13 protein-coding genes and 1 riboswitch are annotated in these 13,933 nt (G+C 29.6%); of the genes, 10 read left to right on the forward strand and 3 right to left on the reverse strand.

The window, feature by feature from the left end; all coding sequences use genetic code 11:
- The first annotated feature begins 1 nt into the window (after window position 1).
- The 10 genes from KO488_RS14410 to KO488_RS14455 all read left to right on the forward strand — a co-directional run bounded on the left by KO488_RS14410 (window position 2) and on the right by KO488_RS14455 (window position 10,913).
- The gene (locus KO488_RS14410) at window positions 2-745 is read left to right on the forward strand and encodes an ABC transporter ATP-binding protein (protein WP_216059501.1); all 744 of its coding nucleotides are present in this window, start codon (window positions 2-4) and stop codon (window positions 743-745) included.
- The gene (locus tag KO488_RS14415) at window positions 742-1,488 is read left to right on the forward strand and encodes an ABC transporter permease (RefSeq protein WP_216059502.1); all 747 of its coding nucleotides are present in this window, start codon (window positions 742-744) and stop codon (window positions 1,486-1,488) included. The genes KO488_RS14410 and KO488_RS14415 overlap by 4 nt, the downstream gene beginning before the upstream one ends.
- Window positions 1,489-1,525: 37 nt before the next feature.
- A riboswitch (TPP riboswitch) is annotated at window positions 1,526-1,629 on the forward strand.
- A gap of 82 nt (window positions 1,630-1,711) precedes the next feature.
- On the forward strand, window positions 1,712-2,365 hold the full coding sequence (gene tenA / locus KO488_RS14420) for a thiaminase II (RefSeq protein WP_216059503.1): 654 nt from the start codon (window positions 1,712-1,714) through the stop codon (window positions 2,363-2,365).
- A gap of 21 nt (window positions 2,366-2,386) precedes the next feature.
- Entirely contained in the window at window positions 2,387-3,334 is a 948-nt protein-coding gene (locus tag KO488_RS14425; protein ID WP_216059504.1) for an ABC transporter substrate-binding protein, read from the forward strand.
- Window positions 3,335-3,343: 9 nt separating this feature from the next.
- Window positions 3,344-4,138: a hydroxyethylthiazole kinase gene (gene thiM, locus KO488_RS14430; protein ID WP_216059505.1), complete on the forward strand. Its 795-nt coding sequence runs from the start codon at window positions 3,344-3,346 to the stop codon at window positions 4,136-4,138.
- Window positions 4,139-4,159: 21 nt separating this feature from the next.
- Complete coding sequence (gene thiD, locus KO488_RS14435; protein ID WP_216059506.1) at window positions 4,160-4,978, forward strand: bifunctional hydroxymethylpyrimidine kinase/phosphomethylpyrimidine kinase; 819 nt, start codon at window positions 4,160-4,162, stop codon at window positions 4,976-4,978.
- Complete coding sequence (gene thiE / locus KO488_RS14440; protein WP_228319226.1) at window positions 4,971-5,630, forward strand: thiamine phosphate synthase; 660 nt, start codon at window positions 4,971-4,973, stop codon at window positions 5,628-5,630. The genes thiD and thiE overlap by 8 nt, the downstream gene beginning before the upstream one ends.
- A gap of 1 nt (window position 5,631) precedes the next feature.
- Window positions 5,632-6,837 carry an NRAMP family divalent metal transporter gene (locus KO488_RS14445; protein WP_216059507.1) on the forward strand — a complete coding sequence of 402 codons (1,206 nt, stop codon included), beginning with the start codon at window positions 5,632-5,634 and terminating at the stop codon, window positions 6,835-6,837.
- A 126-nt stretch (window positions 6,838-6,963) separates the two neighbouring features.
- Window positions 6,964-8,424 (forward strand): methyl-accepting chemotaxis protein, encoded by a 1,461-nt coding sequence (locus KO488_RS14450; protein ID WP_216059508.1) that lies wholly within the window; start codon window positions 6,964-6,966, stop codon window positions 8,422-8,424.
- Window positions 8,425-8,558: 134 nt separating this feature from the next.
- On the forward strand, window positions 8,559-10,913 hold the full coding sequence (locus KO488_RS14455) for a PAS domain-containing sensor histidine kinase (protein ID WP_216059509.1): 2,355 nt from the start codon (window positions 8,559-8,561) through the stop codon (window positions 10,911-10,913).
- A gap of 118 nt (window positions 10,914-11,031) precedes the next feature.
- Here the strand turns inward: KO488_RS14455 and KO488_RS14460 are convergent, their stop codons facing one another.
- From KO488_RS14460 to KO488_RS14470, 3 genes are read right to left on the reverse strand one after another with little or no spacing between them, the layout of a single operon-like run.
- Window positions 11,032-12,315: a TRAP transporter large permease gene (locus tag KO488_RS14460; protein ID WP_216059510.1), complete on the reverse strand. Its 1,284-nt coding sequence runs from the start codon at window positions 12,313-12,315 to the stop codon at window positions 11,032-11,034.
- Window positions 12,312-12,929: a TRAP transporter small permease gene (locus KO488_RS14465; protein ID WP_216059511.1), complete on the reverse strand. Its 618-nt coding sequence runs from the start codon at window positions 12,927-12,929 to the stop codon at window positions 12,312-12,314. The genes KO488_RS14460 and KO488_RS14465 overlap by 4 nt, the downstream gene beginning before the upstream one ends.
- A gap of 2 nt (window positions 12,930-12,931) precedes the next feature.
- Window positions 12,932-13,927, reverse strand: a complete 996-nt coding sequence (locus tag KO488_RS14470; RefSeq protein ID WP_216059512.1) for a TRAP transporter substrate-binding protein — start codon at window positions 13,925-13,927, stop codon at window positions 12,932-12,934.
- Between the last annotated feature and the right edge of the window lie 6 nt (window positions 13,928-13,933).

Here is a 13,933-nt window from a genome sequence, read left to right on the forward strand (position 1 = left end):
TATGAACAATAATTTTATAGCTAAAATACAGAACTTAAGCCTTGATTTTAAAGGTAAAAATTTATTTAAAAATTTAAACTTTAATATCTGTGAAAACAAAAGTACTGCATTACTTGGAAGTTCAGGAGTTGGAAAATCAACCTTACTTAGGTGCATTGCTGATCTTGAAATTGAGAATATCACAAGTGGAAATATCGTATTAAAAGAAGGTGTCAGTATAGCTTGGCTTAGCCAAGAAAACTCACTATATCCATGGCTTAGTATTTTAGATAATGTTCAACTGTATCATGAGTTAAAGGGAAGTAAAACTAAGCAAACTTTACAAAAAGCAAAAGAACTTTTGAGCCAAGTAAATATGTCTGAGCATCAAAACAAAAAAACATATGAACTTTCAGGTGGACAAAAACAAAGAATTGCATTAGCTAGAACACTTATGCAAGATGCAAATCTTATTTTAATGGATGAACCTTTTTCAGCCTTAGATGCTATTACAAAAATTCAACTACAAGATTTAACTTGTCAATTATTAAAAGATAAAACTGTAGTTCTTGTAACGCACGACCCACAAGAAGCTATAAAACTAGCAAATCATATTTATATTTTAAAAAATCAACCAGTAATTTTAGAAGAAGTAGCTTCTTTACAGGGGACTTTACCTCATAAACTATCAAATGAAAAACTATGGAATTTACAAGAAAATCTAATTTCTAAGCTTCAAGAAAATGATAGGGAAAGTGACATATGAAAAAGAGTTTAAAAATACTACTTCCGATTTCATTTTTATTAATTTTGTGGCAAAGTATTATTATAGTTTTTGATTTACCACACTATATACTTCCACAACCAAAAGATGTTTTTCTTCAATTAATAAATCAATACTCTTTGCTTTGGGAACACACACAAACTACACTAATAGAAATAATTCTAGGAATAATTATTGGTACTATTTTTGGTCTAGGTTCAGCTTTTGCCTTACTCTATTTTAAAAAAATTGAGAAATATTTACTTCCTATACTTGTAATATCACAAGCGATTCCAGTATTTGCTATAGCCCCACTTTTAGTTCTATGGTTTGGTTATGGAATGGCTTCAAAAATAGTTATGACAGTAATTATCATATATTTTCCAATAACAACAGCCTGTTATGATGGACTTAAAAATACACCAAAACAATGGCTTCAACTTGCACATACATACAAACTAACTGCTTTTCAGATTTTATTCAAAGTGCGATTTCGTGCTAGTTTACCATCCTTAGCTTCTGGCCTTAAAATTGCAGTTTGCATAGCACCTATTGGGGCAGTTATTGGAGAATGGGTTGGTTCTTCTAAAGGACTTGGTTATCTTATGTTACATGCAAATGCAAGAATGCAAATTGATTTAATGTTCTCTGCACTTTTTATACTTATACTTCTTACTTTAAGTATCTATTTTTTAACAGATTATTTGACAAAAAAGTTTATACCTTGGGCTTCTCATTTACATTAAATTGACTTAAACTCTTTTTTGTGATAGTATTTATTTTTTAATGCATAGGGAGCTTATATATAGGCTGAGAGGAAGTTTGAAACTTCGACCTTTGAACCTGATCTAGGTAATTCTAGCGTAGGGATTTGCTTTTTGCAAATGTATTTTTATACTTCAAATTTTGTCTATCTTTATTTCAAGATAAACTCTTCTCTTCTTATGTTTATAAGTTAAAAGGAGAAGCATGACTATTACACAAGAACTAATCAAAAATTCGCAACCCCATTGGGATAATTATATTAAACATGAATTTGTACAAAAATTAGCTAATGGAACATTAGAACTCAAAAACTTTCAACACTATTTAATGCAAGATTATATTTATTTATTTCATTATTCAAGGGCTTTTGCACTTGCTATGTATAAAAGTGAAAACTTCGAGCAAATGGATTTTTCAAGACAAGCTTTAAATTCTATATTAGATGAAATACAACTACATATAAACTATTGTAAAGAGTTTGGAATAGATGAAAAATCAATCTATGAACAAAAAGAATCGCCAGCTTGTATTGCATATACAAGATATGTACTTGATTGCGGTATGAATGGAGATTTAGCCCAACTTTATGCAGGTGTAATTCCTTGTTTTGTAGGTTATGCAAAAGTGGCTGATTTTATCACTTTAAATAATCTAAGCATAGACAATAATCCCTATCAATCTTGGATAGATATGTATGCTTCAAAAGAGTATCAAGAAGCAGCAAATGATGCTACACAATTCTTTGAAGAACTATGTAAAGACTTATCAAAAAAACAAATGGAAAGAATACAAGATATTTTCACAACAGCTACACGTATGGAGATATCTTTTTGGCAAATGGGTTTAGACCTATCATAAAAACATAAGAAAAGGAAAATTATGAAAAAAATATTATCAAAAATATCACTAACTTTAATGCTTTTAAGTTCAGCGGCACATGCTGAAAAAGAAAAAATAAGCCTACTATTAGACTGGTTTGTAAATCCAGATCATGCAGCTATTATAATCGCAGAACAAAAAGGTTTTTTTGAAAAAAACAATCTTGAAATTGAGATTATCGAACCAGCTGATCCATCTATGCCACCAAAACTTGTAGCTGCTAAAAAAGCTGATTTAGCAGTTGATTATCAACCACAACTTCAAATGCAAGTAGCCCAAGGCTTACCTTTAGTTAGAATTGCAACACTTGTAAACTCTCCACTTAATAGTTTAGTAGTGTTAAAAAACAGTGGTATAGAAAAAATAGAAGATTTAAAAGGTAAAAAAGTAGGGTATTCTGTAAGTGGATTTGAAACAGCACTGTTAGACTCTATGTTGAAATCTGTAAATTTATCTGCAAAAGATGTGGAACTTGTAAATGTTAATTGGTCATTATCTCCTTCTTTGATGAGTAAACAAGTTGATGCAGTTATAGGATCTTTTAGAAACTTTGAATTAAATCAATTAAAATTAGAGAAACAAGAAGGAATTGCCTTTTTTCCAGAAAACTATGGAGTTCCAAAATATGATGAACTTATAGTTGTAGCAAATAAAGATAATGCATCACAAGAAAAATATAAAAACTTTGTAAAAGCTTTACAAGAAGCTACAAAATACTTAAAAGAAAACCCAAAGAAATCTTGGGAAGCTTTTGTAAGCTATAAACCAAAAGAGTTAAACAATGAGCTAAATACTCTTGCATGGAGTGATACCTTACCTTATCTAGCACAAAACCCTGCTACTTTTGATAAAACTGTATATGAACAAATGGCATTGTTTATGAAGGAAAATAAACTTATCAAAGCTATACCAAATTTAGATGATTATGCACAAGAAATTGTAAAATAAAGGTTGAAAATGCAATCAAATAATTTACAAAAATTAAGAGAAAATAGTCCACTAATACATAATATTACAAATATAGTTGTAGCTAATTATACAGCAAATGGTTTATTGAGTCTTGGATGTTCACCTATTATGTCAAATGCAATTGAAGAGATGGATGAAATACCAGCTATGTCTCAAGCTTTAGTTATAAATATAGGAACACTTACAAGCCAAACAGTAAAATCTATGCGTAAAGCTGGAATTAGTGCAAATAAAAATAAGATACCAGTAGTATTAGATCCAGTGGGGGTTGGGGCTACAACATTTAGACAAGAAACTGTAAAAACACTTTTAAATGAAATAAAGTTTGATTTAATAAGAGGAAATGCAGGAGAAATTGCACACCTTGCACAAGTTAATTGGAATGTAAAAGGTGTTGATGTAGGTACTGGAAAAGCAGATTTATCACAAATAGCTAAAGATGTCTCTTTAAAATATAATTGTATTGTCTCTATTAGTGGAGAAATTGATTATATAAGTGATGGAAAAAAAGTAGCAAAAATAAACAATGGAACAACACTTTTTCCAAAGATTACGGGTTCTGGTTGTCTTTTAAGCGCAGTTTGTGGAGCATTTTTAACTTTAGATGAAAATAATTTTGACCTTACTTTAAGTGCTTGTACATCTTATGCAGTTGCAGGGCAAATTGTAAAAGAAAACTTAAATGATAATCAAACAGGACAGTTTTATGTTGGATTACTTGATAGTTTGGCAAAAATAGATGATGAAACTGTTCAAAAATATGCGAAAATAAGTTTTGACTAATATATCAAGAAGGGAAAAATAATGAGTAAAGTAGCACAAGCTTTAAGTATAGCAGGTTCTGATAGTGGAGGGGGAGCAGGAATTCAAGCAGATTTAAAAACCTTCCAAGAACGAGGTGTTTTTGGAACAACAGTAATAACAGCAATTACTGCACAAAATACAACAGGTGTATTTGATATACATCAAATACCACTAGAAACTATACAGACTCAACTAAAAGCTATTGCAGATGATTTTAATATTAAAGCTTTTAAAATCGGTATGTTAGGAAGTGCAGAAGTTATAAAATGTGTATCAAAAAGTATTAAGGAATACAATTTTGGATATTTTGTTTTAGACCCTGTAATGATATCAAAAGGTGGAGCTGCCCTTTTACAAGAAAATGCAATAAATGCACTAAAAAATGAACTTATACCACTTTGTGATGTAATCACTCCTAATTTACCTGAAGTAAAAGCTTTAACAAATATTGATATAAAAGATAAAGAAAGTGCAAAACAAGCAGCTTTAATCTTACAAAAAATGGGTGCAAAAGTAGTAATTATAAAAGGTGGTCATACAAATAATAGTACAAGTGAAATTTGTGAAGATATAATATTTACACAAGATGATGAATTCACTTTAAGTTCACCTAGATTTGCTACTGTTCAGACACATGGAACTGGTTGTACTTTTAGTGCTTGTATAACTGCAGAGCTTGCAAAAGGAAATAGTATAAAACAAAGTATTTTTTTAGCAAAAGAGTTTATAAGTGCAGCAATTAGTAATCCTTTAAATATTGGTTCAGGACATGGCCCAACAAATCATTGGGCATATTCTTTAAAGAAAAAAGATGATTAATATTAAAAATATGCTGCAAGTTTATTTTATAGCAGGAACACAAGATTGTCTTCATTTAGGAAGTAAACCTGATGAAAATTTACTTTTTATTTTAGAAGAAGCTTTAAAAGATGGTATTACTTGTTTTCAGTTTAGAGAAAAAGGAAAAAATTGCCTAGAAGATAAAGAAGAGATTTTTAATTTAGCAAAGAAAGCTCAAGAACTTTGTAAAAAATATGATGTACCTTTTTTTATAAATGATGATGTAGAACTTGCTTTAAAATTAAATGCTACAGGTCTTCATATAGGACAAGATGATAAAGAAGTAGGAGAAGTTATAAAGCAAATAAAAGGAAAACTTTTACTTGGTTTATCTACAAATACTTTAAATCAAGCAATCAAAGCAAATGATATAAAAGGTATTGATTATTTTGGTGTTGGACCAATATATGAAACCACTTCTAAAAGTGATGCAAAGCAAAGTGTTGGATTAGATTTAATCAAAAGTATAAGAAATGAAAATATTTCAAAACCTTTAGTTGCTATTGGTGGAATAGAGGAAGTAAACGTAAATGATATTTTAAAAAGTGGCTGTGACGGAGTTGCTATTATTTCTGCAATCACAAAATCAAAAAATATAGAGCAAACAGTAGTAAACTTAAAAGGTAAATAAATTGAAAGAGTTTTTGAAGAATTTTGGACCAGGTATTATCATGGCTTCATCAGCTGTTGGTGGCTCACATATTATAGCTTCAACACAAGCAGGAGCCTACTATGGTTATCAATTAGCACTATTTATTATCATAGTAAATCTATTAAAATATCCATTTTATAGAATTGCTTTTGATTATAGTACAATTCATAATAAAACTCTACTTCAAGGTTATAGTGAAAAAGGAAAAGGCTATTTATGGGTATTTTTAGTTTTTAATGCCTTTGCAACAGTTGTAAATGTAGCAGGGGGAACGTTACTTGGTGCAGTGTTACTAAAAATGCTCATACCTTTTGATTTATCATTGCAGTTTTATAGTATTTTTATACTTCTTTCTTATCTTTTTATACTTTATTACAAACAGTACAAAGCCTTAGATACTGTATCCAAAATTATAATGCTATTTTTAACTATCATTACTCTAATAGCTTTGATTTTAGCATTTTCTCAAATAAGTGAAGAATCAATAGATTTTATAGAACCAAATCCATTCCAATTAGCTGCAATACCATTTTTAATTGCACTTATGGGTTGGATGCCTTCACCTATGGAACTTAGTGTTTCTGCTTCTATTTGGGTAGTAGAAAAGAATAAATTAGATCCTAAATATAAGAAAAAAAGATTAATTGATTTTAATAGTAGCTATCTAATAACTATAATCTTAGCCTTAATGTTCATGTCTTTGGGTGCATTAGTTCAATATGGACAAAATATAGCGCCACTTAGTGGTGGAAAATTTATCAATCAATTTATTGATATGTATGCACTTAGTATTGGAGAATGGACAAGGGGATTTATTACATTTGTTGCTTTTATTTGTATCTATGGTACAACTATTGTTGCCGTTGATGGATATTCAAGGTGTAATCATCAAAGTATAGCTTTACTAAAAGATAAAAGAACACAAATTTTCTCACATAAAGCACTACAATATTCTATGCTTTTTACAGCTGTTGTCTCATTTATAATAATACAGTTTTTTTCTAGTTCTATTGGGAAAATGATACCTTTTGCTATGACTGCATCATTTATATCAGCTCCTGTTTTTGCGTACTTAAATTATAGTTTATCAAAGCAGTATGAGAAACCAAAATGGCTTACACTTTTAGCTCTATGTGGACTGGTTTATTTAGCTTCTATGGTTGTAGTTTATTTCATTTTCATTTAATTTAGTAAATATTTGTAAAAATAATACAGTAAATAAATACGATTTTTGATATGATTAATTAAACAAAATGTTAATAAGTATAATATAAAATATTGGATTTATAATTACAAAAAAGGAATATTTAAAGTGTTTAATTTTGGAAAAACAGAAGAAGAATCAGGACGATTAATAGCAATGGAAGAAAACTTTGCAATTATATCATTTCAACCAGATGGTACAATTCTCCATGCTAATGATAATTTTTTAAATGTACTTGGGTACAAACTAAATGAAGTAGTTGGTACTCATCATAAAATCTTTTGTGATAAGGAATATATAAGTACAGCAGAGTATGCTGAATTTTGGGATAATTTAGCTAAAGGAATATCTCAAATAAATGAGTTTAAAAGAATTAGAAAAGATGGTAGTTCTGTTTGGATTCAAGCTTCATATACGCCTGTGAAAAATAACAATGGAAAAGTAATTCGTATTGTTAAATTTGCTCAAGATATTACTGAATCTAAAAAAGTAATAGATGCTGTGAAAAAAGCTATTGAATTAGCAAAAACTGGGGTTATGGAACAAACAATAACTGAATCAACTAAAAATGAAGGAATAGAAGAACTTAAAAATGGCGTAAATGAATTATTTGAAATTGTATCGACAAAAGTTGATGGTGATTTGAATAGAATATCTGATGCTTTATTATCTTTTGAAAAATTGAACTTTTCACATAGAATAACAGGAGATAATTTAGGAGGTACATCACAAGGATTAAATAGCCTTGCAAATGTAATAAATGATATGTTAGTAGAAAATAAATCAAATGGATTAACACTTGATGAGAGTTCAAATATATTACTTTCTAATGTGGATAAACTAAATATTAGTTCAAATGAAGCAGCTACATCTTTAGAAGAAACATCTGCTGCATTAGAAGAAGTTACGTCAAATATCAGAAGTAATACCCAAAATATAGCAAAAATGGCTAGTTATTCAGATAATGTTACAAAGTCAGCAAATGATGGAGAAAAACTAGCAAATCAAACAACAGTCTCAATGGATGAAATAAATACTCAAGTAAATCTTATAAATGATTCTATTACAATTATTGATCAAATTGCATTTCAAACAAATATTCTTTCACTAAATGCAGCTGTTGAAGCAGCAACTGCTGGAGAAGCTGGAAAAGGATTTGCAGTAGTTGCACAAGAGGTTAGAAATTTAGCAAGTAGAAGTGCTGAAGCAGCTAAAGAAATAAAAAATATTGTTACAAATGCAACATCAAAGGCAAATGAAGGTAAAGAAATAGCAAGCCATATGATAGAAGGATATAAAGAGTTAAATCAAAATATTACAAATACAATAAATCTTATAGCTGATATAGAAATGTCAAGTAAAGAACAACTTGCTGGAATTGAACAAATAAATGATGCTGTAACTTTACTTGACCAACAAACACAACAAAATGCACAGATAGCATCTCAAACACATGATATCTCTATGATTACAGATGAAATTGCAAAATTAGTTGTATCTAATGCTAATGCAAAAGAATTTATTGGTAAAAATGATGTTAAAGCAAAAAATATAAAAAGAGATTACTAATTATTAAATGATTTTAAATCAAAAAAAGAAGATGTTTTTTTATCTACTATATTATATCCCTTATCTATTTAATTAAGTCCCCTTTAGTGACATTCTTATATAATAGAGTAATAATAATGCCAAGGTATATAAATATGATAGATGAGAAAGCTGATCCTGATATAAGTTCATTACAAGATCAAATAAAAGAATTAAAAATTTTATTAGCTACAGCTACTAATGAAAACACTGCTCTTGCAAACATGAATAAACAACTTATTAAAATATTAGAAAAAATTCCTCAACCCTCCCAATCATTAGATTCTAAAGGAAAAATATTAAGAGTAAATGAAAAGTGGTGTGAAGAACTAGGTTATGAGAGAGAAGAAATTCTTGGCCATCATTTTAAAGACTTTCTTACAGTCCAAACAGAACAAACATATTTTAATCAATTTCCTAATTTAAAGAAAGATGGTTATATTTCAGGTGTTGAGTTTGATATGTTACATAAAAATGGAAGTAAAATAACAGTAGCTTTAGATGGTGTTATTATCAATGATGATAATGGTCAAATGCTATATACAAGTTGTATTTTTACTAATATCTCAGAACAAAAGAAAATTCTAAATAGACTTTATGATTCTGAGGAAAAATTTCGGTCTATATATGATAATTCTCCTGACATGTATATATCCGTATCTCCTAAAGATTCAAAAGTCTTACTTTGTAATAAAACATTATTAAGAAAAACAGGCTTTTCAAGAGATGATATAATTGGAAAATCAGTATTTAATCTATACTCTGAAGAGTCTCTTAATGATGCACACAAAGTTTTTGAAAACTTTATTAAAACAGGAAGTGTGCAAGATATGGCCCTAATTCTAAAGAAGAAAGATGGTTGTAAAATAAATGTTGACTTAAATGTTAATGCTGTTCGTGACTCAAATGGCAAAATACTATATTCAATTTCTTCCTTCAGAGATATGACTGAACTTACAGTAGCACAAGAAGAAATTAAACTTTTAAATGAACGTATGGAAAAAGCACTAACGGGAAATAATGATGCTATTTGGGATGTGAATATGATTGATAGAAGTGTATATGTCTCTCCTAAAGGGAAAGAGATAATTGGATATGCAGCGCATGAGCTATCTAATTCATATGAAACATGGGAAAACAAAATTCATCTAAATGACGTAATTAATGTAAGAAATGCTATACGAGATCATATATATGCTAAAACAGAATATTTTGAAGCTATTTATAGACTTAAACACAAAAACAGTTCTTGGATATGGATACAGGGTAGGGGTAAGGTTAGTTATGATCAAAATAGAAATCCTACACGAATAACTGGAACATATCGTGATATTACTGAAACAAAACATCTAGAGCAAAAACTAGAAAAAAGCCATGAAAAACTTCAAAAGCTAACAGAAAATGTACCTGGTGCTATTTATCAATATAGACTTTATCCGAATGGAAATTCAAAATTTACATACGTTAGTAAGAGTATGAAAGAGGTATATGGTGTGTTTCCTGAAGATGCACTTAAAGATTCAAGTGCTATTTTACATTACACGCATCAAGATGATAAAGAAATGTTTAACTCTTCTGTTTTAAAATCAATACAAACAATGGAAGAGTGGAATTTAGAATATAGAGTTAACCTTCCTAAAAAAGGGTTACGTTGGATTCATGGAAAATCAACACCAGAAAAGCTTTCTGATGGTAGTATTTTATGGAGTGGTATTCTTCATGATATTACTGAAGAAAAAAAGAAAGATCAATTAATATCTGAACAGTCTAAATTAGCAGCAATGGGTGAGATGATAGGAAATATTGCTCATCAATGGAGACAACCACTATCAGTAATATCAACAGGTGCTACAGGTATGCAATTGCAAAAAAAATATGGTCTATTAACTGATGAGTTATTGGATAAGACATGTACTGATATAAATAACAATGCTCAGTATCTATCTAAAACTATTGAGGATTTTAAAAATTTCATAAGTAATGATAGGACAAAAATAACTTATAATCTAAGTGAAGATATAAATAGTTTTCTAGAACTTGTAAAAGGAACAATTAAAAATAATGATATAAATTTAGTTTTGGATTTTAAAGATGGTATTGTTATTAATGGTTATCCTAATGAATTGATACAGTGTCTAATAAATATATTTAATAATGCAAAAGATGCACTTACTGAAAGTGGAATTAAAGATAAATTCATATTTATATCAACTTCTATTAAAGATAATGAAGTATGTATAAAAATAAAGGATAATGCAGGTGGTATTGTAGAAAAAGCTTTACCTCGAATATTTGAGCCATATTTTACAACTAAGAATAAATCAAAAGGCACAGGACTAGGACTTAGTATGACTTACAATTTAATTGTAGATGGAATGAATGGAAGTATAAAAGCCAATAATGTAAGATATTTATATCATAACAAAGAATATTTGGGAGCTGAAATCTCAGTTAAATTACCTATAAGTTAATGTAAAAAGAACTACTGATCCATCTATGAAGAATAGTCAAATAGTTTTCTTTATAGAAAATTTGATTTTATGGGAAAAACACCCATAAAATCAATTAGTTCAAATGTATAAAACTCTATCATCCACCATACATTAGATTTGGTAACCAAAGAGCAATCTCAGGTACATAAGTTACAAGTATTAATCCTGCTAAAATTGTCATCGTCCAAGGGAACGCTGCAACAATAACATCTTTTATACTCATTCCAGTAAGTCCAGAAGTTACAAATAAGTTCAATCCAACAGGTGGGGATACCATTCCTAATTCCATATTGATAGTAATTACAATACCAAAGTGAATAGGGTCAATTCCTAGTGCAACAGCAACAGGAAGTAATAAAGGAACCATAATCATAATAATAGCACTTGGTTCCATAAAAGACCCAGCTAAAATTAAAAGTACATTTACCATAAGTAAGAACATATATTTATCAACATTTGCTTCAATTAATGTTTCAGTAATTCCTTGAGGAATATTTTCAATTGTAAGAAAATGCGCAAATAACATTGCATTTGCGATAATAAACATAATCATTGCAGTTGTTTTAGCAGAGTCTAAAGCTGTATCAAAAAATTCTGACATCTTGATATCTTTATAAACAAATACAGAGATTAAAAATGCCCAAACAGCAGCAACAGCAGCAGCTTCAGTTGGAGTAAAGATACCACCATAAATACCACCAATAACAATAACAATTGTCATAAGTCCCCATGATGCATCTTTCATTTTTGCTAGTCTTTCTTTAAAAGGAGCTGGTTCAGTTCTTTTAAATCCAAGTCTTCTTGCCCCAATATATGTAACAACCATCATCATAATACCAAGTAATATACCTGGAACTACTCCTGCCATGAATAATCTACCAATTGAAACTTCAGCTGTAACTCCATATACAATTAAAACAATTGAAGGTGGAATTAAAATACCTAATGAACCAGCAGTTGCAATAGTTCCTACTGCATATTTCTTAGGATATCCAGCATTTATAATTGCTCCAAACATAATAGAACCAATAGCAACAACAGTTGCTGGAGATGAACCTGAAACTGCTGCAAAAATAATAGATGCAAAAATAGCAGAAATTGGTAAGCCACCTGGAAGATGTCCTACAATAGATTTCGCAAACTCAATAATTCTATTAGCCGCACTTCCTTTTGAAAGTAAATTTCCTGCTAAAATAAACATTGGAATTGCCATTAGCGAATAATGTTCAACTTTTTCAAACATCATTGAAGAAATTTCAATTGGAGAGATATCTGTGAATATCATAAATGATGCAAAAGTAGCAGCTCCAAGACAAATAGCAATTGGTGCACCTACTAGAACAAGGAAGAAAAATAATCCAAATAATACAGCTATACTCATAGCATTCCTCCTGTTTTCTTTTCTACTTCTTTAACCATGTTATTTAAGTTCTTAACATGTTTATTATCATTATCTTTTGCTCCAACACCCATACCAGCTAAAACTTGTTCAGCTTCACTTTCTGCAACAACTTCATCATGCGGTGTTCTTACAATTTGTATAATTTTTTCACCAACTCTATATGCTGCAAAAAAGAATGATACAGGAATAACTAAGTATATAATCCACATAGGCATGTCCCATAAATCAATAGATCTTTCATCTATATCTGCTACTAATAATAGGTATTCATATCCAAAGTATGCAACTGCAAGTAAGAATACGATAGTTATTGTATGAGATATTAAAAGCATACCTTTTGCTATTTTTGATGGCATAATATCTAAAAGAATTGTAACAGCAATATGTGCATCTTTTTTAAAACAATATGCAGCACCAAAAAAAGCACTCCATAAAAATAAAAAGATTGTAAGTTCCGTTGCCCATACTAATGACGCGTCAAAAGCATATCTTGCAACAACATTAGTAAAAGCAACAGCAACGCCGGCTGTTATACCGACTGCTGCTATTGACTGGTTTATAAAACCTATAGTTTTACTTATTATATTAAACATAATTATTTAGTCGCTATTGTTTTCTCAATTAAATCTTTTCCGATTTTTCTATCAGAATAGAACTCTGGGTAAATCTTACTAACAGCTTTTCTCCAAGCTTCTTTTTGCTCAGCAGTTAACTCGTTAATTTCAAGTTTACCAGTTTTTTTAGCATATTCTTTAATTAATTCTAATTGAGAATCATTTAGTTCTGCTGCGTATTGTCTTTCTTTATCAGTTGCTTCATTCATAGCTTGTTTTACATTAGCTTGTAAATCAGCTGGTAAAGAGTTCCAGAATTTTTTAGACATTACAACTAAGTAACCTAAATAACCATGATTTGATATAGTTAAATATTTTTGTACTTCATGGAATTTTTTAGTATAAATATTAGATATTGGATTTTCAGCTGCATCAATTACACCTTGTTGTAACCCTGAATATACTTCAGAGAAAGGCATCATTTGTGGATTTGCTCCAACTGCGTGGAATTGTGCTTCTAATACTTTTGAAGACATAATTCTGAATTTTTGACCTTGTGCATCTGCTGGCATACTTAAAGCATTTTTATTTGAAGATAATTGTTTAAATGCATTATCCCAGTAGTTTAATGCAACAATACCTTTTGCAGTTACTTTAGCTTTTAAAGCTTCTCCAACTTCACCATCTTGAACATCATGTAAATGCTTTGCGTCTCTAAAAATAAATGGTAAATCAAATAATGCTAATTGAGGTACAATTTTACCAAACTTAGAAAAAGATGGTGCTGCCATTTGAACAGAGTTTAATCTTAAGGCTTTTAAAACTGCATTATCTTTATATAATTGAGATGATGGATAAACTTGAACATCAATCTTACCACCAGATAATTCTTCTAATCTTTGTTCAAAGAATCTAGCTGCCTTACCTTTTGGTGTATTGTCACTTACAACGTGAGAAAACTTCAGCGTGTAATCCGCTGCCATTGCTGAACTTGCTACCACTGCTGCTGCGATAGTTCCTATTAGTAATTTTTTCATAATTAT

The sequence above is a fragment of the Poseidonibacter lekithochrous genome (assembly GCF_018861145.1).
Taxonomy (GTDB): domain Bacteria; phylum Campylobacterota; class Campylobacteria; order Campylobacterales; family Arcobacteraceae; genus Poseidonibacter; species Poseidonibacter lekithochrous_A.

What these genes read in the sequence shown, in the direction of transcription:
- KO488_RS14470 (WP_216059512.1), bottom strand. Translation starts at nt 13,927, where the DNA reads ATGAAAAAATTACTAATAGGAACTATCGCAGCAGCAGTGGTAGCAAGT.
- KO488_RS14455 (WP_216059509.1), top strand. Translation starts at nt 8,559, where the DNA reads ATGATAGATGAGAAAGCTGATCCTGATATAAGTTCATTACAAGATCAA.
- tenA (WP_216059503.1), top strand. Translation starts at nt 1,712, where the DNA reads ATGACTATTACACAAGAACTAATCAAAAATTCGCAACCCCATTGGGAT.
- thiE (WP_228319226.1), top strand. Translation starts at nt 4,971, where the DNA reads ATGATTAATATTAAAAATATGCTGCAAGTTTATTTTATAGCAGGAACA.
- thiD (WP_216059506.1), top strand. Translation starts at nt 4,160, where the DNA reads ATGAGTAAAGTAGCACAAGCTTTAAGTATAGCAGGTTCTGATAGTGGA.
- KO488_RS14415 (WP_216059502.1), top strand. Translation starts at nt 742, where the DNA reads ATGAAAAAGAGTTTAAAAATACTACTTCCGATTTCATTTTTATTAATT.
- thiM (WP_216059505.1), top strand. Translation starts at nt 3,344, where the DNA reads ATGCAATCAAATAATTTACAAAAATTAAGAGAAAATAGTCCACTAATA.
- KO488_RS14465 (WP_216059511.1), bottom strand. Translation starts at nt 12,929, where the DNA reads ATGTTTAATATAATAAGTAAAACTATAGGTTTTATAAACCAGTCAATA.
- KO488_RS14410 (WP_216059501.1), top strand. Translation starts at nt 2, where the DNA reads ATGAACAATAATTTTATAGCTAAAATACAGAACTTAAGCCTTGATTTT.
- KO488_RS14425 (WP_216059504.1), top strand. Translation starts at nt 2,387, where the DNA reads ATGAAAAAAATATTATCAAAAATATCACTAACTTTAATGCTTTTAAGT.
- KO488_RS14460 (WP_216059510.1), bottom strand. Translation starts at nt 12,315, where the DNA reads ATGAGTATAGCTGTATTATTTGGATTATTTTTCTTCCTTGTTCTAGTA.